Annotated in this window: 9 protein-coding genes and 1 pseudogene; 8 read left to right on the top strand and 2 right to left on the bottom strand. The window is 65.4% G+C overall.

Annotated elements, in window-relative coordinates; all coding sequences use genetic code 11:
- Positions 1-6 precede the first annotated feature (6 nt).
- The 4 genes and pseudogenes from ACFY1H_RS42240 (at position 7) to ACFY1H_RS42225 (ending at position 3,086) form a co-directional block, all read left to right on the top strand.
- Complete coding sequence (locus ACFY1H_RS42240) at positions 7-756, top strand: hypothetical protein (protein WP_386955807.1); 750 nt, start codon at positions 7-9, stop codon at positions 754-756.
- Positions 757-1,183: 427 nt separating this feature from the next.
- On the top strand, positions 1,184-1,756 hold the full coding sequence (locus ACFY1H_RS42235; RefSeq protein WP_386955806.1) for a suppressor of fused domain protein: 573 nt from the start codon (positions 1,184-1,186) through the stop codon (positions 1,754-1,756).
- A gap of 51 nt (positions 1,757-1,807) precedes the next feature.
- Positions 1,808-1,993 (top strand): annotated as a pseudogene (locus ACFY1H_RS42230) (VOC family protein); the annotation flags it as partial.
- A 637-nt stretch (positions 1,994-2,630) separates the two neighbouring features.
- A complete protein-coding gene (locus tag ACFY1H_RS42225; RefSeq protein WP_386955805.1) occupies positions 2,631-3,086 on the top strand; it encodes an SUKH-3 domain-containing protein in 456 nt (151 codons plus the stop codon).
- Between the two features lie 1,171 nt (positions 3,087-4,257).
- Here ACFY1H_RS42225 and ACFY1H_RS42220 read toward each other — a convergent pair.
- Both ACFY1H_RS42220 and ACFY1H_RS42215 read right to left on the bottom strand, forming a co-directional pair.
- Positions 4,258-5,583: a recombinase family protein gene (locus ACFY1H_RS42220; protein ID WP_386955804.1), complete on the bottom strand. Its 1,326-nt coding sequence runs from the start codon at positions 5,581-5,583 to the stop codon at positions 4,258-4,260.
- Positions 5,584-6,050: 467 nt separating this feature from the next.
- Positions 6,051-12,287: a LamG-like jellyroll fold domain-containing protein gene (locus tag ACFY1H_RS42215; RefSeq protein WP_386955803.1), complete on the bottom strand. Its 6,237-nt coding sequence runs from the start codon at positions 12,285-12,287 to the stop codon at positions 6,051-6,053.
- 431 nt (positions 12,288-12,718) lie between these two features.
- Here ACFY1H_RS42215 and ACFY1H_RS42210 point away from each other — a divergent pair, with 431 nt between their 5' ends.
- The 4 genes from ACFY1H_RS42210 to ACFY1H_RS42195 all read left to right on the top strand — a co-directional run bounded on the left by ACFY1H_RS42210 (position 12,719) and on the right by ACFY1H_RS42195 (position 22,524).
- Positions 12,719-19,573: an RHS repeat-associated core domain-containing protein gene (locus tag ACFY1H_RS42210; RefSeq protein ID WP_386955802.1), complete on the top strand. Its 6,855-nt coding sequence runs from the start codon at positions 12,719-12,721 to the stop codon at positions 19,571-19,573.
- Positions 19,574-19,585: 12 nt separating this feature from the next.
- A complete protein-coding gene (locus ACFY1H_RS42205) occupies positions 19,586-20,041 on the top strand; it encodes a DUF4240 domain-containing protein (protein ID WP_386955801.1) in 456 nt (151 codons plus the stop codon).
- A gap of 209 nt (positions 20,042-20,250) precedes the next feature.
- Positions 20,251-20,691, top strand: a complete 441-nt coding sequence (locus ACFY1H_RS42200; protein WP_386955800.1) for a hypothetical protein — start codon at positions 20,251-20,253, stop codon at positions 20,689-20,691.
- A 786-nt stretch (positions 20,692-21,477) separates the two neighbouring features.
- Positions 21,478-22,524, top strand: a complete 1,047-nt coding sequence (locus ACFY1H_RS42195) for an IS30 family transposase (RefSeq protein ID WP_386955857.1) — start codon at positions 21,478-21,480, stop codon at positions 22,522-22,524.
- Positions 22,525-22,526 lie beyond the last annotated feature (2 nt).

Raw genomic sequence — 22,526 nt, 5'->3', positions numbered from 1 at the left:
CTCCAGTTGGACGACCGCACTGTACGGATAGAAGCTGGGATCCAGCTCGATGCGCGTCCGCGGTTCTTGATTGATTCCAGTGTGGTAGCCGTCGGCCCGTATCTTAGCTCGCAAGATCACGAGCAGCATGTGCTTCACACTGTGGGCAGCGTCGATTGGTTCTCGACCGTACCCGTCGACGAGTTCAGATTTGACCGTGTCAGCGGGGCCTTGCAGTCCGTAGCGTTGTATGTGCCGGAGGAAGTATTTCCCCTTGACGCCCTCGCGCCGAAAGTAGAACAGGTGCATCAAGTTGCGGGCACTCCTGCGCTGGTCGCTGTCGAGAACTTCCGCTCCTCTTCGTCGAGGTGGCGACAGTATGGATCAGATGATGTATTGCTCTGTATGCGCGATACTATAAACGACAACTCTATGAACATTCTTCAAGTTAACATTGCGGCGGGTCTATCGCTTCTTTTCGCAGGCAAACGTTATTTCGGTTGGCGATTGGAAAATGCGGCGTCCACTCTTGCGGACAGTGATGAAGCCGGTCCGCCTGCGGGGGTGGCGGCTAGCCTTCGACTCCGTCGATGTTTGATCGACTATTTCGATATTACCTCGTATCCTAACGTTGATCTATTATTCGAGAGAGATGTCCGGATTCGAGAACGGCTGGAGTCTATAGTGAATAGTCTTCAGGGTGAAGGTAGCTACTCCATCGGCGAGGCGATTATGCGTGCTCAGGCGCAGAAATTGATAGTGGACTGGTATCTATAGATTTTCGTAGCTGAGTTGGTCACTATCGCCCGGAGGATCCATCTTAAGTCGATTGTGTCGGTGAAGGTTGAGAGACGGTCGCCGATTCGCAGCCGGGCAAGCCTGGGTTGGAGACGCATCGGGTCGATCGTGTGATCGTGACGCAGACCGACCACGACTTCGTCGATCTCAAGGTCAAGCCGGGCCGCCTGCGCGCGGCGGCTGGTCGCGTCCGCGGCTGGCGCAATCGAGGCTGTCCCACCTCGAACCCGCGGAGTGACGCACGAGTGGGATGTCAGCCATAATCCTTTGTGGTCGAACCGGCAGTTTTCGTCCGATGTCACTCGGAGAGGGGGTACTGGACGACTGCCGGCGAGGCACAGGACTGGAATGCATGCCCTGTAATTGCGGCGGTGGAAACGACGACTCGAGATTCGGTGGATGAGCTGTGACGGGTTTGATCGAACATCTGGAAAGCCGCCTGGGCAGGATCACCGGAGGCTGGTCTCGTGACCCAGGGGGTGGTTGGTGGCCGTTTCGGGTCGCGCACCTGTCCGATGGCGTGCTTGCTGGTGTCGAGTCGTTCGCCACGGTGGGTCTGAGCGATCGCGAATTGATCGCGCGCACCAACGGGCGGCCGTTGAGGGTGGAGATTCTCCTCGCCGGTCTTGCAGGCAGTGACACCAGTGCGTATCCGGCGTTGGTGGCCGGGGTGGCGAAAGCGATGATCGCTTCCGGAGAGGTGTTGCTGCGAGGCGATGTCGTGACGACGGCTGGCCCGCTAGTCCAGGGAAGCCGCATGGAAGCGTTGTACGCCGCCAACCCGGTCTATTACGACGACGGCTTCTTCGGTGTCGACTTGCCGTTGGGTAACCGAGCGGCCATCGTGTGGCTGGTGCCTGTTTCGGCGGCGGAGGCTGCGTACGTACGGTCGCGCGGGTGGCAAGCGTTCGAACGGGAGCTCACCAAGCACGATCCTGATCTCATGGACCCGTGTCGTCCCGAGCTGTCCTTCGCCTGAGCGCTTCAGGATTGGCCGTTCCATAGCGACCGTCGAGTTTCTGGGTATCAGCGCGATCGGCAGCGCGGCCACGTCAAGATCGACTCGAAGAGGGAGAGCGTCGGCGACCTTGCCGAGGCGGTCGATCAGGCGGTCGCGCTAGGAGTCACCGTGGCCGAGTTCCAGCCGCAGGAGAACGTCCGGGTGCTGTTCGATTCGGCCGGCAACCCCTTCTGCCTGGTCCTCGACGCGGGATGATCAGCCCGGTCCGCCTGCGAGTGCCCGGGCCGGTCGCGAGGGACTGGCGGTCGGCAGACGTGCGGATTACGAGGCGCGCGGATCTGGCCAGCCTTTGGCTGAGTCGGCGAGGGGGTGCGGCCATGGCTCTTCGAACGCCGCAGAAGCTGTACCTGAGTAAAGGTCTCTACGGACACGTTTTCCGGGTGGGCCGGCACTCGTGATCGGACGACGCGATCCGAGTCGGATCGTCGAAAGCGCACCCCATGACCCGCGGGCCTCGTCGTCGGGATCCAGCAGAGTCTCATGCTTCGTCCAGCGCCCGAAGATCGCGTATCCGGTATATCGCGAGATGAGAGGTTGCCTGGCGCGTTCAGCGTCGGCCGGGACCGAGCGACCGGGGAGACTTACTACGGCCACAGCGGCTCGGACGAGGGGCTGCACCCTGATGTCGAGGCGTTGCTTCCGGAGAGTCAACGCCTTGATCAGCGCCCGCCCGGTGTCTGTGCGGAGGCGCAGATGTGCAGCAATGCACTCAGCAGCGGAGCCGCCTTGAGAATCTTGATATTGTGACTGTCAACCCGAAGGGTAAGAAGTTCAAGATGTGCGAGGACTGCCAGGTCTGGTTGCCGGACGCGGTCGGAGGTGTGTTGACCGGATGAGCGGTGTGACGGGCAGGCCAAGGATGGCGGCGCTTGAGGAAATCCTTGAGAATGCTCGTGATTTCGAGTTCGGCGAGGTCAACGTCGAGAGGGCTCGTATGCGATATCGCGACGAAGGATATGAGGTGACGTCCTGGCTGGAAGAATTCATCGAAAACTACAGTGAGCTGACCGTTGAGTGGCAGGTTGATCCCTGGCCGACGACCGCGTTGACGACAAATGTGGAGAGCGCGTTGGAGGAGTTTCCAGGGAACATTCGGTATTACGCGCGCCGAATAGGAAAGCTGGTGTTACCAGTCGGAGCGGCATTTGAGACTGACGAACGAATACTTTTGGCGCAGGACGGCGAGATGCTTCTCGCTGGCGACGCTGGGATCCAACGTGTCGGATTCGGTTTCGAGACCTTCCTCAGGGCTCTGTTGACCGGGGATTGGGACAAGACGTTCCATTAAGTGCCTTCATGCGGGAGATTGTCGATCCGGTGGAAACCTGGTTATCTTCGATGGCGAGGATGAGGCTGTCGCCGACGGCATCGAATGCGTCGTTGGGCACGTACGGCTACTTCACCCGTACAGACTGCTGGCCGTAGCCTCGAGAGATGTTGGCGCACGGGCGAGGATGTCCCAAGTTCTACATTTGAGAGGGAAAAGTGAATTGAACTCAAGTCATAAAATTCTTTGAAAGTGGAAAATTCGGTAGCTTCAACGTCGGTATGAGTCTATCTGCAGTCCTGAAATTGGCAGGAGGCCCCGACTCGACGACGGGGTCGCTCCTGGCGATATACGCCCACGGTGATCTCCAATTGGGAATTTCGGCACGGGTAATTATTTGGAATATTGCGTTGGATCCTTCCGGGTCGGAGCTGGTTATTCCTGGCCCGCGCGGAGTGAGGAGTACGGCGCCAAATTTCACGCTGTCGGAATTTGCGAACATGGCTGAATCTAGTGGGCGGATGGCGGTGAAATCTGAACCGTTCGTCTCTGATGAGTATTGGTGGAATATCTCCGGATCGGGAGCATTTGTCGAGTTTGACGAGGAGGGCCTTATGGCTGCAGCTCAATACTCGGATCGGTCGCTTGCAGGCTAGGTGACATTGCGCGCACGATGCTGCGAGCCTTCGATACGCGGGAAGCGTCATCACTCGGCGGTGGGTGAGTCAGCCCTGGGACTACGAGGGGAGCAGCCGATCCAGGTACCGAGCTGGAAGTCTGTCAGCGCAACGAGCAGGATCACAGCGTCGGCCACCGGGGGTTAACCCGTGCGCATGAACCTTGCCCATCCCGATGGGGCGAGCTGACGGCGCCTGCGGTCTCGCCCTGACCCTCGATTAGCGATCGCCCGGCACCCATCGACGGGCCTGGCTCCGCTTGGGCCGAAGTGGCGAGGCAAGCCGGTCAGGCTGCGATGCAGCAATCACCCGCACTGCGACAACGCAATCAACCGCCGGCGGCATCGAGGGCCGAGGCACTGGGGAAGTGCGCACATCACGTGCGCGTCAGTTACTCTGGTGACATGATCTCCCGAAACTGGGGAGATCTCCCATGCGAAGGGGTTCAAGTCTCGGACACAGTATTACCCCACGGATCGCGGAACGCGATCTTGAGGTTTTGCCTTATTTTTGGTCTAGGTTGAGTTGATCGCCTTCAGGTGCCAGCCGGTGCTGTCGCAGACGATGAATCTTCCTGAGTCGCGTAACGCTGCGGCGGTGCGGTTGCTTCGTGTTCGGTGAGGCTCGAGCTTGGAACGGCCGTCGTTGCCTTGGCGCCCGAGTCGGCTGTTGATCTGGTCGACGAGATGGTCTTCTCGGACGTACAAGGTCTTCGGTCGAGGCTGATGTGGCCCTTGGGCGCTGGTGTGGCCGTGACGGCAGCGATAGGTCGGGCGGCCATGGTTCCAGTGCGAGTCCAGTCGTCGGTCGCAGGTGCCGCAGTGGATGAGCCCGCCGAGGGCGAATTGGCGAGGCTGGTTGTCTCTGCTCGGTCGCGCGGCTCGGATCTGCTGGGTAGCGACGAAGTCTTGTTCGGTAACGAGTGCCGGGTGCGTGGCTTTGGTGGACAGTGCTGGCGTTGAGGCTGGGCCTTCGGCTCCTGTGGCGCGGCGGTTCCAGGTTTGGCGTCCGGTGTAGCGCGGGTTGGCGAGGATGACGGCGACGGTGCGTAGTGTCCAGGTGCAGTGGGTTCGGTGGCGGTTGCGTTCGGGGTCGGCGCTGGATGGGCAGGGGATGCCGCGGTCGTTGAGGTCCCGGGCGATGCTGGCGACGCTGTGCCCGGCGAGGCGTTGCTGGAACATCCATGTCACGTGGGCTGCGGTGCGTGGGTCGGGTGCTAGCTGTTGGAGGCGTCGGCCCCAGCGGGCGTCGGCGGGGTTGGGGTGCGGTCCGGCGTCGACGAGCCGGTAGCCGTAGGGTGGTCGTCCGCCGAGGTAGCGGCCTTGCTGGGTGGCCTGGTTGTGCATGGCTGCCAACACGCGGTGGCGGGCGCGGAGTACTTCGCGCTGCGATTGAGCGGCAAGCAGCGTTACGAGTGCGCGGTGGTCGCGGTTGCCGAGATCGACTGGTCCTGCTGTTTCGGGTAGCCAGAGCTGGATGCCGTGTCGGGTGCACCAGGCGTACAGGGTGTTGAACTGTGCTCCGGTGAAGGCACGTTCGTATTTGCCGACGACGATCGCATCGATCGCCGGGACGGGGTTGGTGATCTCTGCCATTAGCTGGGCTGCCTGGGGTCGCTGCGGCCACGGGATGCGGCGTGAGGTGCCGGCGTCGAAGTAGTCGGCGACGATCTGGCCGTGGCCGGCGGTGAGGTGGTCGGCCATGTCGCGTTGCCAGCCGCGGGATGAAACTCGGTCCTGGTGGCGCAGGGTTGAGGTGCGGCCGTAGAAGGCGAACCGCAACCCGTCGCTGGGCTGTGGCGGGGGAGACGGAGGGGCAGACCTGCGGGTGGTCGTGGTCATCCATTGCGCGAGCAAGTCCGCCGTCTCTGGTGAGGAGGGCGCTGCCTCAGAGGGTGGTCGAGGTGGGGTCACGATGAGCGGATGCACCTATTCGGGCCTCATGACGTGAGCTAGGGAACGTTCGCTCGAACAGCGCAGTCGAGGTGTCGCGAGGCTAAGCTGTATAACGTTCTAGTCATTAACGCTCGTGGTAATGCGTCTCAGAGTCTCGACTCCCTCACTGCCAGGAAGGTCCGGACAGGCCCTCTGACCTCGGGTTTATTGAGAACCTGCTGGTCGTCGCCTGGGGTTGACGGCAGTTGGATTTAGTTCGATGCCTTCGATCGCCGTTGATCACGCATCGTTGCTCCGGAACTGCCCCAGAGCACGGTAGCCGAGTTGGCGGGCCAGACGGGGCGCTCGTCTGTCGCGGCACCAGGACGTCGCATCGGATCTTGGGCGTGATGCGACGTCCTGGTCGTGCGGACTCAGTTGATTTGTTGGGCGAGGGCCGTTACCTGGGTGGGTGTGAGGGTGTAGTTCCACGCTTGCAGATGGCTGATACTGCCGGGGAAGTAGAACGTGCTGGCTCCGCTGTATTTGCCTCGGCCGATGGTGAACGGTCCGGTGGCGTTCCACCCGGTGACGCCGGTGACGGTTTGGGCGAGTGTTCCGTTGACGTAGAGGGACATGGCGTGGGTGGTGGCGTTGTAGGTGCCGACGAGGTGGGTCCAGACGCCGGTGGCGGCCGGCCCGGTTGAGCGTGCTTCGGTGCCGGGTGCGTTGGCGGTGTCACTGTCGGAGAGGGTGTAGCACCACGTGCCGCTACCGGGATCGTAACCGAGGAGGAATGCGGAGTTCTGGGTTCCGTCTTGCGCTGCGATGGCCGCCAGTTGGCTTGTGGAGCTGAGTTTCGCCCACGCAGAGACGGAGTAGCTGCCGTCGGTGGGGAAGACGGGCCCGCTCGTTGCGGCGTTTCCGGTGCTGCCGTCGGTGGTGAGGACGGAGCCGCGGGTGGTGTCTGTTGTGTAGCTGGCGCCGGTGGTGAGTGTTGCGGGGTTGGCGCCGGCGGCGGGGTTGGTGATCAGGTAGGGGTTGGTGGCGTTGTTGCCGCTGTCGGCGGCGTTGGTGTCGCCGTCGTCGAGGGTCCAGGTGTCCTGGGGGCCGAGGTAGGCGGTGGCCAGGGCGGCGTAGCCGGCGTTGGAGAGGTTGACGTGGTCGCCGACGTCGGCGTTGCTGTTGAGTTTGGTCTCTCCGGTGGTGGTGTCGGGGACACCGACTGCGGCGTCGGAGTCGAGGTAGAACAACGAGGGCGTGGTCCACTGGCTCAGCAGGTCGGGGCCGCTGGAGAGCCAGGTGTTGGTGGTGGTGCGTTGCTGGTCGACTGCGGTGGTGCACGGGTTGTTCGGTGTCGCGCCGTCGCCGGCGTATCCGGAGCAGGGGGTGAGGCCGGCGACGATCACGTTGATGTTGTACGCCTTGAAATAGTCGATCAGCTGGGTGTAGCCGTCGGCAGTCAGGTCGTCGGCGTTGTGTCCGCTGAGGACGTCTTCCAGTCCTTCGTAGACGACGACGGTGTTGATTCCCGGCTGGTCGAGGATGTCGCGGTCGATGCGGGAGAGGGCGGCGGGTCCGCCGACGGCTCCGCCCTTGTAGGTCTGGGGGTTGTCGGCCATGAGCTGGTTGGCTTCGATGCCTTCGGCGATGGTGCCGTAGCCGCTGGGGGTGGTGGGTTCGGCGGTGGTGAGGTCGTCGGGGAAGCCGATGGTGCCGTCGGGGTGGGTGTTGGGTTGCCAGGCGTCGATGAGCCCGTCGCCGAGGACGGCTTGGGTCGGGGTGCCGGTGGTGGCGACGTCGACTCCGGTCAGGACGTCGGTGAACCAGCCCTGGTGGGTTCCGGTGCCGGTGAACGTGGTCCCGTTCGTGTCGGTGGTGTGGTCACCGGATCCGACGCTCGACACGTATTCGTACGCGGTGTTGGTCCAGGAGTGCTGCACCAGGTAGGGGACTGAGTTGACGAGCTGGAACGAGACCAGCAGGTATTGACTGGGGTCGACGGTGAAGGGGAGCGGGTCGCTGTAAAGCATCCCGCCTTCGGGGATCGTCAGGGGTGCCGCCGCGGTCGGGCTGGTTCCGCCGAACGTCACGTGGCTGAACGGGCCAGAGGGCGTCGCGGAGGGTGTGCCGCTACCCGGGGTCGTGGCGATCGTGACCGGCCCGATCTTCAGGGGGCTGGTGCCGAGTGCGTCGTCGAGCTTGATGCGGACGGTGTTGCCGGCGATGGACGGTTTGACCGCGACGCGGAAGGTCTGGTTGGCGTAGTTGGTGCCGCCTTCGAAGTTGTACTGGCCTTCGGTGGCATTGGCCCACGCGCCGGTCCAAGTCTGTCCTTGCGGAGCGCCGGTCGTGGTGGTGTTGCGGGTCGCCATGGCGAAGACGTGCAGGCCGGGTGTCGTGGGGAGCAGGTTGTTGCTCACGTCCGGCATCGTGACCGACGAGATGGCCTTGCCCGCTGCGAGCGGTACTGAGAACGAGTAGAGCTTGACGTTTTTCGCGATCTGGCTGGTGGCCTGGTTCTGGTGGGGCAGGGTGACAGTGTCGACGGCTTCCGGGCCGGCCACCCAGTCCGGCACGGTGAGGTAGTAGGTCTGGATGGTGCCGTCGCTGTAGGTGATGATGCCGTGCGGTGCGCAGAACGCCGCAGGATTGGTGGAGTCGAAGCAGTACGTGCCGGCCACGGCGATACCCGCCGGGATGTAAGGGGCGGTGTTGTCGCCGTTGATGGCGCCGGGGCTGGCGGTCATTGCCGACGTGGCGGTGGTGAGGAACGCTAGCGCGCTGTTCCCGGTGCTCGAGGTGTGCTGGTTGTACGCGGTGAGCGCGGGATCGGTGGCGGCGATCGTCTGGTTTGCGGCGAGCAGGTTGTCGGCTTGGCCCGACCCGAACTGGGGGAGGGTGAAGGTTGCGCCGTTTGCGGTCACATGGCCACCGGAATTCCAGCCGGCGGTGGTCAGGTCGCCGGCAGAGAGGCTGTTGCCGGAGCCGTCGAGGTTGCCGGCGGCCCGGTTGGTGTCGGAGCTGATGCTGGTGTTGTTGAAGCATGCGGCCAGCGAGGTACACGTCGTGGCGGGGTTTCCGGCGGCGACGAATCGGTAGGACTGGTATCCGGACACGTCGCCTGCGGGGTCGGCGGCGTAGCTGTAGAGCGTGTGCGGGCCGGGGGCCAGCGGTGTGATCGCGCCCGTGGACGACGCGGACACCTGCTTGACCTCCGAGGCACTCAAGACGCTCGGATACATCTGGACGTCGGTGACGGAGCCGTTGGTGTAGTTGTTCGCGGCGCCGCCGTAGAAGCCGCGGCCGATCACCAACGGGCCGGTTCCGTTCCACGGTGTGGTGTCCGTGGCGGTGCCGGCCGCGGTTCCGTTGACGTACAAGGTCATCGCGCCGCTGGTGGCGTCATAGGTGCCGACGAGGTGGGTCCAGGTCCCGGCCGCAGGCGTCACGCTGCCCCAGATCCGGGAGACCGCGCCGGGGGTGTCCGCGTTGAAGCGTGCGAAGGCCCATTTGTTGACGTCGGATTCGTACTCGAGGTAGAAGCTCCCGACGCTGGAGCCCTGCTGGGTCAGGAAGGTCTGGTAGCCACCGGACAGCGTGGCGAGGTTGACCCACACCGAAGCGGTGAAGCTGTGTGAAGTGTCCACAACAGACTGCGCGGTGGCTGCGTAGCCGGTGGTGCCGTTGAGCTTGACTGCCGGCGTGGGTGTGGAAGTCCAGGTGTAGCCGCCGTTCAATGTTGCGGTGTGGGCTCCTGAGGTGGCGTCTGCGGCGGTGCTGCCGGTGCCGTCGAGCATTCGCCAGCGGCCCGCCGGCTGCACGAGCCCACCGGTGCGGACGACCTGGTTCAGTTCCTGGCTGCCGAGGGCCGCCTGGTACAGCTGCACGTCGCTGATCGAGCCGTGCAGGTAGTTGTTCGCTGTGGAGTTGTAGAAGCCGTGGCCGAGGGCGAGTGGCCCGGTGGCGTTCCACGGAGTGCTGTCGACGGCGGTGCCGGCGGCGACTCCGTTGACGTAGATCGTCATGGTTCCGGTCGCGGCGTCGAAGGTGCCGGCGAGGTGAGTCCAGGTGTTGAGCACCGGTGTTACGGAAGCGCGGGCGCGGATGCCGGTCGTGGGCGAGTCGGTGGCGAACCGGGCGAACACCCACTGGTTCACGTCTGATTCGTACTCGAGGTAGAACCCGCCGACGACCGAGCCTTCCTGGGTGAGGAAGGTCTGGTAGCCGCTGTTGCTCGTCAGGTCTACCCAGGCGGCCATCGTGAAGCTGCCGTCACTCTTGACCACGGGGCCGGTAGCGGTGGCGCCACCGGTCGACCCGTCGAAGGTGAGCACGCTGCCCCGGTTGGGGTCGGTGGTCCAGGATGCGCCGCCGGACAAGGTCATCGCGTCGCTGCCGGCCGTGTCCTTGGCGGTGGTGCCGGTGCCGTCGGTGAGTGTCCAGCGTCCGGCCGGCGTGATCGCTCCACCGCCGGTGAACGGTGGGACATCGGCTGCGGGCGGGTTGGTGGTCGGGGGTGCCTGGTCGAGTGCTCGGACGAGCTTCGAGACGGTGCCGCCGGTGGATGCCTCGGTGAACTGGCCCGGCGAGTTCGCCGGCTTGCCGACGGTGAGGTCATCGGGGAAGGCGCCGTCGGCCGAGCTGATCGAGGGCTCGGAAGGCGCGGTGGGTTCGGCGATGAAGTGGCAGATCGGGGACCAGGCGCTCGAGTCCTGCCCGTCGGTGGATTGTGCCTGCCAGTCGACCACCTGGCCGTTGGTGAGGGAGGACGTGAACGACGACGGCAGGGAGTAGTTGGCCGTGGTGCCGGAGGCGATGTTGTCGGCGCTGGTGCCGGTGTGCGTCGTGCTGGTGCCGTCGATCCAGTATTTGAAGGTGGCCTGCAGGTGATCGGCGTTCGGGTCGGTCACCGTCGCCTTCAGCACCGGGGTGTTCGTGGCGATGGTCTTGCCCAGGTACGGGTACGGTGCGGCGGTGGCGCAGCCGAGGTTGTCCGAGCCGGCGGCGGCGGTGAGCGGGCCGGGTGTGTTCGGGATGAGGTTGTAGAAGATCTGCAGGGACGGGTTGTCGGAGAACCGGCTGAACTCGAGGCTGCCCCGCGTCTCGTTCCCCGTCAGCGACACCGTGAACTGGCTGGAGTGGTTGGCCGCCGCGGTGGCGATCTGGCTGCTGACGTTGAAGCCAAAGGGCACGGCCGAGTTGTTCACGCAGTTGTTGCCGGCGGCCGGGCGAAGCGTCGCTGAGCCGATGACCGGTCCGGGGCTGGGCTGGTTGTTCCAGCTGGTGCCCGAACCGATGCCGCCGGTCAGGTGCAGGAAGTCGGTCGAGCTCACACCGCACGCCGCGGAGTACAGTTTGGACACGTTGACCGTCGCGGCCGGCTGGCCACTCGTGTTGCCGATGTGCGCGCCCCAGATGACCGAGGGCAGCTGCCACTGGTAGTAGGTGCGCTGAATGCCGATGCAGGAGTCCCAGTTGTTGTAGCCCACGCCGAGCAGGCCGTTGTCCCCGTCCGGCCCGGTCCGGTTGTAGAAGGACGTGTTGGGACACGGCTGACCCTGCTTGACCTCGTCGAACGCGGGGGTGCCGCCGCTGACGGGGTGCCAGTTGAAACTCGGGTCGATGTAGACCGGGAACACGGTCGACGGCGCGGTGAGCAGGTGCGCGTCGGGCACCAGGGACAACGCCGAGGGCGTGACCTTCGTCGCCACCACCGCCTGGCGCGCGGCCAGCCCGGGATGGGTGGTGTCCGACGGATCCGCCGCGACCTTCCCGCCGCCCGTGGCTGCGGTCACCGCCGTGTTGGAGTCCCACATGAACGGCGTTGGCGCGTCGAGCACCGGAGCGTCGGCCTTGCCCGAGACCGTGAGCCCGCCGAGGTTGCCCGCGTGGACCGAACCACCGGAGACGGTGATCGGGAGAGCAAGGGTGGCAAGGGCGGGGTTCTTCGCCGCGGCGGCGTTCTTCACCACGAGGACTTCGGAGAAGCCGCCCGTGCGCCCGGCGGACACCGCGAGGTCGACTCCGGGCAGCACCTCGTGGTACGTCGCGGTGGAACCGGAGATCTGCGGAGCAGGCAGCGAACCGGGCCAGGACATGGTGTAGCGAACGGATTTCGACGACGTGGTGGCCAGCGGCCCGTGCCCGCCACCTGACAACGCGACCGTGCCGTACGCGGTGACGGCGGGGGAGTAGGTGCCGTCGTGGTTGCGGTGCAGTGTGGTGTCGATCGGCTTCCACGCGCCACCCTGCTGGGTGCGTACGGGCTGCGCGTTGATGGTGAGGGCGAATCCGCCCGTGGGGTTGGCCTCGACCTGCGTCGTCTCGTCGGTCAGCCCGGCGACCACGACGGTTTTGCCGCTGGACTTGGCCTGCGAGCTGGCCGCGGCCATTGCTTTCTGCTGGTCCTGGGTCGCGCCGTAGCCGTCCTCGAGGGTGGGAATGTTCCCCGGCTGCGGCGGAGTCGTGGGGATGGGACCCGGGCCGACTCCTGAATCTTGACCAGCCGCTGCGGCTATGGGCGCGGAGCTCAGACCCGGAGTCAGCAGGAGCGCCAGAAACAGCAGAACGGCGACCGGCGCAGAAAGACGCTGCAACAATCGGCCGAACGGTCTATCGTGTGTGGTCCGGGTAAGTGCATGTCTTTTTCCCACGAGAATCGTCCTCAATCGGCCAAAGGTTTTCCGGTCAATTTCGCCGTGCAGCGGCAACCGTTTGGGGAATTTACGTGATCTTCGAAGGTGTCGGTACGGGCATCACTCGGATAGCTCAACTGCAAGAATTGCCCGTTTGGGCCACTTGGTCACGTTCATCCCTAAACTTGTCCAAAAAATGGCTCGGCTCGCACTTCCAAAATGTTCGAAGCCTGCGCTATAAGCTTCGTCGATCGTTGCTCATCACGTTTTTCGAATGCGGAGAAGATTCTTCCGCCGGACTGAATTCGACTGCTACTGTCGCCCTCGTTTGCGTGATCATCGGATAGTGCAAGGGCGGTATCACGGTGTCCGGAATCTGGGGAAACCGACGTTTTGTTGCGGGTGGCCGGGCGGCCGTCGGCCGGCTGGGGTGGCGCGCGTCAGCTCATCGAGGTGTCGCGTGGGTGCTGGGCGTCGTGCTGCTCGCCGGGCTGAGCACTGCGATCCCATCTCCGGCCGCCGCGGCAACGGGGCGTAGCGCGCCGCACCCCGAGCAGACGAAGTCCGTTCCGGTGAACCCGGTGCAGGGGAAGTACCGGAAGCCGCCTGCCATGCCGACGTGGCACTCGTCGCCGCCCACTTGGCCCTCCGGCGGGGCGGACATCACCGTGGCACAGGCGAACTCCGCACCGACCCGTGCTGGAGCGTTGCCGGTGTGGCTCGCGCCGAGCGGGCACGCCCCGTCTGCCGAGGCCGCCGCGACGCAGACCCCGGCCGGCATCCACCTCGACCTCGCCACCAAGGCGAAGGCCGCCGCGGCCGGGATTACCGGGCCGATGATGTCGTTGCGCCACACCACCAGTGGCGCCGGCTCATCGAGCGTTCACCTGACGATGGGCTACAGTCAGTTCGAGGACGCGTTCGGCGGGGACTGGGCGTCCAGGCTCCGGCTGGTGGCGTTGCCCGGCTGCGCCGCGACCACTCCGGATCAGCCGAAGTGCCGCACCCAGACGCCGGTTCCGTTCACGCGCGATGCCAAGGCCGGGACCCTTGCCGCGGATGTCGTGGTACCTGCGGCTCCGACGGCCAAGGCCGCAGACAGCGCTGCGTCGGCGATGGTGCTCGCCGCGACGTCGGCACCGTCCGGCGGCGGTGGTGACTTTGCCGCGACATCACTGCACTCGTCGGGTTCGTGGCAGGCCGGCGGCCCCAATGACTCCTTCAACTGGTCCTACCCCGTCCCGGTGCCCAATGTGCCCGGCGGACTCACGCCGAACGTGACGTTGTCCTACGACTCGCAAGCGGTCGACGGGCTCACGCCGTCGACGAACAACCAACCGTCGTGGATCGGGGACGGCTGGGACTACTCACCCGGCTACGTCGAGCGGAGCTACCAGTCCTGTCACGAGAACCCGGCCGGGCCGACGCGCACCTGGGACAACTGCTGGTCGGCGAACAACACGTTGATCCTGTCGTTGAACGGCCAGACGGTGCCGCTGATCAAGGACGACGCGACCGGGACCTACCACCCGCGGTCCGACGCCAGTGAGCGGGTGCAATACGTCACCGGTGCGGCCAATGGGGCGCAGAACGGTGAGCACTTCGTGGTCACCACCGCGGACGGGACCCAGTACTACTTCGGTCTCAACCAGCTTCCTGGCTGGAGCAGCGGGAATCCGACCACCAACTCGGTGTTGACCGAGCCGGTGTTCTCCGCTGCGGCCGGACAGCCGTGTTACAACGCGACGTTCGCGAACTCCTGGTGCCAGCAGGCCTACCGCTGGAACCTCGACTACGTTGTGGACACCCACTCCGACGTCGTCTCGTACTTCTACAACACCGAAAACAACTTCTACTCCCGTGACCTGGGCAGCACGGCGAACACCCTGTACAACCGCGGCAGCTACCTGTCGAAGATCCAGTACGGACAGCGCGCAGGCCAGGTCTACTCGACGCAGCCGGCCGCGCAGGTGCTGTTCACGACCACCGGCCGGTGCAACCAGGCCAGCTGCGATCCGGCCACGCTGTCGTCGGCCACTGCGTCCAACTGGCCGGACGTGCCCTATGACCTCAACTGCGCGAACAACGCCAGCTGTTCGGTGCAGTCACCGTCGTTCTGGTCGGAATATGCGCTGCAGTCGATCCAGACGCAGGTCCTTGTCGGTATCACCGAGACCAATGTGGACAACTGGGCGCTGACCCACACGTACCCCGCGACCGGCGATTCCACCACCCCCTCGCTGTGGCTCTCGTCGATCGCGCGCACCGGCCAGGACACCTCGGCCGGCGGTTCGACCGCCGCCATCACTCTGCCGCCGGTGGTCTTCTCCGGAACCCCGCTGTCCAACCGGGTTGACCTCAGCGACGGCTACTCGCCGATCACCCGGCAGCGGCTGACGACGATCACCACCGAGACCGGGGAAACCATCTCGGTGGGCTATTCCTCACCCGGCTGCTCGTCCGGGACGCCCGCGGACCCGTCCCAGAACACCACGCTCTGCTATCCCGCCTACTGGCTGCCCCCCAACCAGGCCGAGCCGGTTCTCGACTGGTTCAACAAGTTCATCGTCACCGGTGTCACCGAAGAAGATCCGACCGGCGGCTCGGCCCACGACACGATCGCCACGACCTACACACCGGTGGGGACACCCGCCTGGCACTACACCGAGGACCCCACCGGTCAACCCGACGAACGGACCTGGGACCAGTGGAGGGGCTTCCAGGGCATGATCGTCACCACCGGCACGGCGCCGGACCCCGTCACCAAGACGCAGTACACCTACTTCCGGGGCATGGACGGCGACACCCTGCCCAACGGAGGAACCAGGCAGGCCACGATCTCCGACTCCCGCGGGGATCCACCGGTGACCGACAGTGACCAGTTCGCCGGTGGCACCTACGAAACGGTCGTCTACAACGGATCAGCGGTGGTCTCGGACACCATCAGCGATCCCTGGTCGTCGGCTGCCACGGCATCGCAGGCCGTCTCGGGTCTGAAGCCGTTGCAATCCTTCCTGCTCGATACTGCGGACACGAAGGTGTACACGCCGCTGAGTTCGGGCGGCTCTCGGGAGACTGAGACTGACTACACCCACGACAGTCATGGCCGGGTCACGGCGACCGATGACCACGGCGACGTCTCGACCCCGGCCGATGACCTGTGCAGCACCACGAGTTTCGCCGACAACACGACGGCGTGGATCCTGGACAGGCCGGCCGAGCAGAAAACCGTGTCGGCCGACTGTGGCACGACGCCCGTGTATCCCCAGGACGCCGTCGCTGACCAGTTGACCTTCTACGACGGCTCGACCACCTCAGGGGCTGCACCTACCGTCGGGGATCCCACCGAGACCGAGAGTGCGGTCACCTACACGGGATTGGCGGCGACGTCGACGTATGCGGCGGCCACGGCCTCTTTCGACGAGTACGGCCGACCGGCGAGCACCACGGACCCGGACAACCGCACGACCCAGACCACCTACACCCCCGCGACCGGGGCGGAACCGACGCAGGTGGTGGTGAAGGACCCGTTGACGTTCACTACGACGACGGTGAACGACCCCGTGCGAGATCTGCCTACCTCGTCCACGGATGCCGGCGGGTTCGTGACCAAGGAGCAGTTCGACGCGCTCGGTCGGCTCACCTCGGTGTTGAAGCCGGGAGTCTCGGCGCCGTCGTTGAAGTACACCTACACCATCTCGAACATTGCCCCGTCCGTTGTGGACACCTACACGCTGAACTTCAATGGCACCTATCGGCTTTCGGAGACGCTCTACGACGCGTTGCTGCGTTCGAGGGAGGTGCAGAACCAGACGCCGGACAACGGCCGGGACATCACCGACACGATTTACAACACCGACGGCTGGGTCTCGGAGACCACCAACCCCTACTTCAACTCCGACGCTGTCTCGCCGACCTACGTGCAGGCACCAGCGGGCGACGTCCCGTCGGCGACCGGCACCTCGTACGACAGCGCCGGCCGCAAGACCGCGGCGATCGCCTACGCCCTGGGCAACGAGACCTGGCGCACCAGCTACATCTACGGTGGGAACTTCGTCACCACGATCCCACCGGCCGGGTCTCCGGCGACCACCACGCTGGCCGATGCCAGGGGAAACACGACCGACCTCTACCGCTACAACGCTGGCGCGCCGGCGGATCCGACCGATCCGCCGGGCGACTACTCCGCCACCCACTACACGTACTACCCGAACGGCAAGCAGCAGAGCGTCAAGGACGCGGCGGGCAACACCTGGTCGTACCAGTACGACCTGCTCGGCAACCAGACCTCGGCCCAGGATCCCGACACCGGCACGACAACGAGCACGTACGACCACGCTGGGCAGCTGATCACGGCGACCGACTCGCGGGGGAAGCAGACCACCCACGCATTCGACGCCGACGGCCGCAAGACGTTCGACTACGACACGACGGGAAACGCCGCCCCCTCGAGCAGCAACGAGATCGCCGGGTGGACCTACGACACGCTCAAGAAGGGCTATCCCACCTCGCAGACGTCGCACTCCGGTGGCGACGTCTACACCCAGACGATCCGGGCATACAACGCGCAAGCGCAGGCAGAAGCGGTCACCGCGACGCTGACCGGCGAGGGCACCAGCCTCATCCCCGCGGCCGGGTACACGGTGTCGTTCGGTTACAGCCTCACCGGATACTTCACCGGCCACAGCGAGCCTGCGCTGGACGGGCTGCCGTCGGAGAGCGTCTCGGTCGGCTACGACGCCTTCGGCGAACCCACCTCGCTCGCGAGCAACGTCACCACCTACGTCCAAGCCGTCGGGTACTCGGAGTTCGGCGAACCGCTCCAATACACGATGCCGGCCACCGGCGGCAATGTCTGGGCGACCAACACCTACGACCCGCAGACCCACGCGCTCACCGATACCCAGACCACCACGTCCAACAACAGTGTGGTCGTCGACGACACGAGCTACACCTACAGCGGACCCGGCGTGTCCAAGGGCGCAGGCCTCGTCGTCTCGTCCACCGACCGCCAGAACGGCGGCGCCACGGTCGACACCCAGTGCTACGGCTACGACTCCGCCGACCGCCTCTCCCAGGCCTGGACCGCCACCGACAACTGCGCTTCGACGCCCGCGCCGGGCAACTCGGCGAGCGTCGGCGGCCCCACGCCCTACTGGCAATCCTGGACCTACGACGCCGCCGGAAACCGCCGGACCCAGACCGACCACAACACCTCCGGCAATACCGCCGGGGACACCACGACCACCTACAACTACCCGGCACAAGGCTCGGCGACCGACCAGCCGCACACCCTGACCAGTACGACCGCGACCGGACCGAACGCCACCGCGAACACCGCCTCCTACACCTACGACGCGGCCGGGAACACGACCTCGATAACCGGCGGATCCACCGGTGATCAGACACTGACCTGGAACGACCAGAACAAGCCCAGCACCGACGTCACCGCCGCCGGCACCACGTCGTATGTCTACGACGAGGGCGGCAACCTGATCGTGCGCCGCGACCCCAGCCAGACCACGTTCTTCCTCGGGGACATGCAACTGGTGCTCGACCCCGTCTCCGAAACCACGACCGCCACGCGCTACTACTCCCTCGGCGGGGCGACAGTTGCCGTCCGCAGCTCGTCGGGCGCCGTGCAGTACCTGGTGCCTGATCGGCAAGGCACCGACCAGCTCACGCTCAACTCTTCCACCCTCGCAACCACGCGCCGCCAGTACCTGCCTTTCGGCCAGGAACGGGGGACGGCGCCGAGCACCTGGCCCGGCGACAAGGGCTACGTCGGCGGCACGCCCGACCCGACCACACAGCTGGAGAACCTGGGCGCCCGCGAGTACGACCCGGCGAGCGGCCGGTTCGTGTCCGCTGATCCGGTGTTCGAGCAGACCGATCCGAACCAGATGGGTGGGTACGACTACGCGGGCAACGACCCGGTCACCAGCAGCGACCCGAGTGGGTTGTCCATCTGGGAACCGGCAATCGCGGGAGATGTGGTGCCCGGATGGGTGCCTCCGCCTCCTTCGCCGCCGGCGCACACCGCATCCGGCCACGCGAGCTCGAACGCCGGCGGTGGTAGGGCTGCGGGCGGGGCGCCGCCGCGACGGGCGCCGGTCGCGGCTCCGGTGGATCACTCGTTCCATCTGCCGCATTGGCTGATCGTTGTCGGTGCAGTTGCTGCCGTCGTCGGCGCCGTGGCCTGCGTCGTCGCCACCGATGGGCTCTGCTTGGGCGCGATCGCAGCCGGCGCGACCGAAGGCTCTTTGTTCGGCGGTGCCGGGGCTGCGGCGGGCGCCGCGGCCGCAGCGGTCTCGGAGGGCGCCGGTGCCGTGGCCGCCGCCGGTGGAGTGACCGCCGGCGCCGGGGTCGCGGGCGAGATGCTGGGCGACGGTGCTGGTGAAGCTGTCGGTGGCGAAGCAGGGGCGGAGGCCACCGCCGGGGAGTCGGCCGGCGAGGCGGGTGCTGCGCCCACGCCTGCGGATCCGCCGCCTCCTCCTGCTGCGAAGAGTGCTCCGGCGGCGAGCGCGCCGGCCGAGGAAGCCCCCGCTGCCAGTCCGGCCAGGGCTTCGTCCGGGTGTAACAGCTTTGCTGGTGCCACGGCCGTCCTGATGGCTGATGGCTCGAGCAAGCCGATCGACCAGGTCCACGTCGGCGACACGATCACCAACGCCGAACCCGACAGTCACGACGCCGAGCAGCACGTGGTGACGGCGGTGCACGTCACCACCACCGACAAGTCCTTCGACGATCTCACCTTCAGCACGCCGGACGGGCCGGCGACCATCACCAGCACCGCCCAGCACCTGTTCTGGGACGCCACCCTCCACACCTGGCGCGAAGCCGACAACCTCCGCGTCGGCGACGAAGTCGACACCCCGGACAACGGCCACGTCACCGTCGTAGCCACCCGCCTCTACACCGCGGCGATCGTCACCTACAACCTGACGGTCGACGGCGTCCACACGTACTATGTACTGGCAGGGGATACGCCGGTACTCGTCCATAATTGCAACAAGAATCAAGGGAGATACGAGTTCGAAGATCAGCAGAACCCCGGAAAGACGTATGTCGGCAAGACTAAGAACTTCAATAACCGCTTGCAGGATCACATCGACAGTGGGCGCCTGAAGAGTCGTGGAGATGCGACCTGCACGCATGTTTGCGGAACGAATGATGACCTGTTCGTTGCCGAACATCTTCGAATGGAAGAACTGCGTGGCCAGGGAGTTGATCTGTCAAATGACATTGCGTCGCCAGGTAAGAAGATCTTGGAGAAAAGGCAAGATGCCGAACAATTCGAACAACTTAGACTTTGGTAGGAGCAGCTCGAAGTGACTGATTTCTGGGAGGTCATCGGCTCAAGCTCCGTCGAGGATGATAGCGAGATTGAGTCTGCCCTGGAGCGGATCTCTGGGCAGCTCAGCGCGATGACACCCGATGCCTTGACTCGATTTGTTGAACGACTTCGGGAGTCGCTCTATCGGATCGATAGGAGGGATCTAGCGGAGGTGCCCGTGGCGCTTGCCAATGGTTTGAAACTCCCGCAGACGAGCGACCACTTCCTGTATGCGCGATGCGCGTGCATCTTGGCGGGCGAAAGAGTGTACGGCGATGTCCTGAGTTCTGGCTTCGGATTCGAACGTTTCGTTGCGCCGTTCGCTCAGGAGGCTGAGGGGCTGCTCTACCTCGCGTCGGAGGAATACGAAAGAAAGACCGCCTCCAGGATGAATGTCGAGAGCTATTTCTCGATTGAGTCGAGGTCGAACACTCAGGGATGGGGCGACTGATCTCGCCAGGGCGTATGGCTGCTACTCAGCTGACGGCCAAGCTGGAGCAGCGATGCCCTGAGCGCCAGATTCCCGCGCCCCACTGTCCGACGATGGCCGGCGCGAGGCTTCGACAGCGAGGAAGTCGTCGCCTGGTGACCGCAGAGGGCTGGTGGCGCTTGCCTGGGAGCGGTGCGCGGGCCGGCGGCCTGGCAGGTTAGCTTGCTCGGGTGAGTCTTCTCGATGATGTGGCCGAGCGCGACGGCTGGCGGTGCTGGGTGTGTGACGAAACGGTCGACCCTGACATGTCGGTTAACGACCCGCGGGGGCCGAGCGTTGACAGCCGGACCGCTGATCGGAAGGCCAAGGTCGCCGAGCGGCTCGCGCACCGCGGATGCAACTCCCGCAAGGGCGCGGTCAAGGTGGTCATTGCCTGGCCGGAACGCCTGCACATGGTCGAACCAGCGCCGCTGATCACTGTTGCCGGAAGACTCGAGCGCAAGGGGGGCCGCGAGATGGTGGCCCGTTGTCCGACCAAACAGGACGCTCAACAGGCGGCGGATTGGCTGGTGGACCGGTTCTCGCGGCTGGTGCCAGGGCTGCCGGTGACCGCTGGCATCGAGGCGGGCGGCGGTCAGTTCCTCGTGATCCTGGCCACCGGCCGCCGCTGACCGGGGGATCACCAAGCGTACACTCGCCTCGGCACGGTGAGGACCACCGGCCCTGGTCACATCACCCCGCTCGCAGCACCGCGTTGCGCTACTTCGCCCTTGACGGCAGTGACTACCCCTCCCACGCCGTCCGAGAGGCCGCGATCGCTGGCTATCTCCGCTGGCGCAACCGGCATTGCCATCCCAAACGCCACTTCGCGGTCAACTCGAAAATCCGCCGCCCGGATTACCTACCCAACGTTGCGTGACGCGGCATTAGCGCAGGTCGGCGCGGCCGTCTACGAATACCCCGGAGCGAAAGACGTCGTCGACAACTGCATCAGCGACTTCGAGCTCCTCGGTTGCGCCAAGGGCGCCGTCGAAGTCGGCTCGTGGTTCGTGTCCGTCGGCGCCGCCGGCGGGTTCTGGCGGTCCCCGCAACACCCTGGATTTCAGGGAGTTGCGGGGACTGTGCTGTCGCTGGGGTTGCGGGAGAGGTTCTTCGAGGTGCTGGAGCGGGAGGACGGCAACGTTTCGGTCGCGTCGCGAGCGGTCGGGGTGAACCTGAACACGGCCTTCGGGTGGGTTCGGAAGGCCGGTCTTCGTGGGTGTGGGACTCCCGGCCGTGGTGGTCACCCAGGTCGTGGCGAGTACGACCGGCTGCGCGGGGAAGGGGTCAGCCGGAATGAGGCCGCCCGGCGTGTCGGGGTCAACGTTCGCACGGCACGGGACTGGGATCACGGGGTGCGATCGATCGGACGAACCCGTCTCTATCCCGACGGGCGCGAGGTGGACTACCGGACAGGCGTGACCACGATGGTCACGGCGGCGCAGCCACCTGCTGTGGCTTCCTGGGAAGCCGAACTGCATCCCCGGTTCCTGACCCTGCCCGAGCGCGAGACGATCGCCGGCCTGCATCGTCAGGGCACCTCGCTGCGGGCGATCGGGCGCGAACTGGGCCGGCCCGCGTCCACGATCAAGCGTGAGATCGACGCCTACGCCGTAAGCGGCGTCTACCGGCCATACCGGGCCCAGCGGGCGTGGGCGAAGAACCGTCCACGGCCCACGGCATCCACGCTCGCTCAGGACGGACCGCTGCGGGACTATGTCACCAGCAAGCTGCGGGAAGAATGGTCCCCTGAGCAGATCTGCCACGCTCTGGTGACCGAGTTTCCCGACGACGAGAGCATGCGGGTGAGTACGGAGACGATCTACCAGGCGATCTACGTCCAGGCCCGCGGCGGGCTGCGCCGCGAGGTCGCCCTCGCGCTGCGCACCGGGCGCACCGGGCGCACGCCACACCGCAGCCCGGAGCAGCGCACACCACGGTTCGTCGACGAGATGGTGATGATCTCCGAGCGACCACCGCAGGTCGAAGACCGGGCCGTCCCAGGGCACTGGGAAGGCGACCTGATCATGGGCTCCCGCAACGAGTCCGCGATCGTGACCCTGGTCGAACGCCATACCCGCTACGTGATGCTCGGGCACCTGCCCGGCGGGCACACCGCCGAAGAGGTCCGCGACGTGCTCGTGCCGTTGATCGCGACCCTGCCCGAGCACCTACGCGGCTCGCTGACCTGGGACCAGGGCTGCGAAATGGCCGCGCACCAGCAATTCACGATCGCGACCGGAGTGCCGGTCTACTTCTGCGACCCGCACTCACCCTGGCAACGCGGCAGCAACGAAAACACCAACGGCCTGCTGCGCCAGTACTTCCCCAAAGGCACCGACCTGAGCGTCTACGGCCCCGAGGACCTCGAACACGTCGCCCAGAAACTCAACCACCGTCCACGCAAAACACTCGGCTGGGCAACCCCAGCCGAGCGTCTGCGTGATCTACTGACAACCACATAAGC

Source organism: Amycolatopsis sp. NPDC001319, assembly GCF_042896185.1.
Taxonomy (GTDB): domain Bacteria; phylum Actinomycetota; class Actinomycetes; order Mycobacteriales; family Pseudonocardiaceae; genus Amycolatopsis.
Note: the sequence above shows the minus strand (reverse complement) of the source record. Positions and strands in the feature narration are given on the sequence as shown.

Bases quoted from the DNA above. Each gene is read 5' to 3' on its own strand.
- ACFY1H_RS42225 (WP_386955805.1), top strand. From the start codon at position 2,631: ATGAGCGGTGTGACGGGCAGGCCAAGGATGGCGGCGCTTGAGGAAATC.
- ACFY1H_RS42220 (WP_386955804.1), bottom strand. From the start codon at position 5,583: ATGACCACGACCACCCGCAGGTCTGCCCCTCCGTCTCCCCCGCCACAG.